General features: G+C 72.2%; 1 protein-coding gene. It reads right to left on the bottom strand.

Annotation, left to right across the window (positions count from 1 at the left end; translation table 11 throughout):
- Positions 1–963, bottom strand: coding sequence for an electron transfer flavoprotein subunit alpha/FixB family protein (locus HOY81_RS27005; RefSeq protein ID WP_237323338.1), 963 nt, complete (start codon positions 961–963; stop codon positions 1–3).
- Positions 964–1,071: the final 108 nt, after the last annotated feature.

The following is a 1,071-nucleotide window of genomic DNA, read 5'->3' as shown; positions in this document are numbered from 1 at the left end:
TCAGCCCTTGCGGGTGTGGACTTCCTGGGTGAGCTGGGGCAGGACCTCGAAGAGGTCGCCGACGACGCCGTAGTCGACGAGGTCGAAGATGGGGGCTTCGGCGTCCTTGTTGACCGCGACGATGGTCTTGGAGGTCTGCATCCCGGCCCGGTGCTGGATGGCGCCGGAGATGCCCGCGGCGATGTACAGCTGCGGGGAGACGGTCTTGCCGGTCTGGCCGACCTGGTGGGAGTGGGGGTACCAGCCCGCGTCGACCGCGGCGCGGGAGGCGCCCACGGCGGCGCCGAGGGAGTCGGCCAGCTCCTCCACCACCCGGAAGTTCTCGCCGCCGCCCAGGCCACGGCCGCCGGAGACCACCACGGCCGCCTCGGTCAGCTCCGGACGCCCGGTCGCCTCCCGCGGGGTGCGGGAGGTGACCCGGGTACCGGTGGCCTGCCCGGAGAAGGACACTGCCAGCTCCTCCACCGTCGCGGTCGTCGGCGCCGCCTCCGGCGCGGCCGAGTTCGGCTTGACCGTGAGGACCGGGATACCGCGGGTGATACGGGAGCGGGTGGTGTAGGCGGCGGCGAACACCGACTGCGTGGCCACCGGCCCCTCCTCGCCCACCTCGACATCGATCGCGTCGGTGATCAGCCCGGAGCCCAGCCGCACCGCCAGCCGCGCGGCGATCTCCTTGCCCTCCGCCGAGGAAGGCACCAGCACCGCCGCCGGCGAGACCGCGCTGCACGCGGCCTGCACCGCATCCACCTTCGGCGCCACCAGGTACTCGGTGAACTCCGGCGCGTCCGCGGCCAGCACCCGCACCGCACCGTACTCACCCAGCACCGGCCCGGCCTGCTCCACACCCGGACCCAGATACACCGCGACCGGATCACCCAGCCGCCGCGCCAGCGTCAGCAACTCCAGCGTGGGCTTGCGGACCGCACCATCCACATGATCGACGAACACCAGCACTTCAGCCATGGGAACTCAACACTCTCCTGCACAAGACAACGGACCAGAAGGTCAGGGACACCCGACGGGGCGCCAGGAAACCAGGGGACCAGGGGGGACCCGGGGGGACCCGGGGGG

It is taken from the genome of Streptomyces sp. JJ36 (genome assembly GCF_021696945.1).
In the GTDB taxonomy this organism is placed as follows: domain Bacteria; phylum Actinomycetota; class Actinomycetes; order Streptomycetales; family Streptomycetaceae; genus Streptomyces.
The sequence above is the reverse complement of the archived record's forward strand: the minus strand, read 5'-3'. Positions and strand labels throughout refer to the sequence as shown.

Bases quoted from the DNA above. Each gene is read 5' to 3' on its own strand.
- HOY81_RS27005 (WP_237323338.1), bottom strand. From the start codon at position 963: ATGGCTGAAGTGCTGGTGTTCGTCGATCATGTGGATGGTGCGGTCCGC.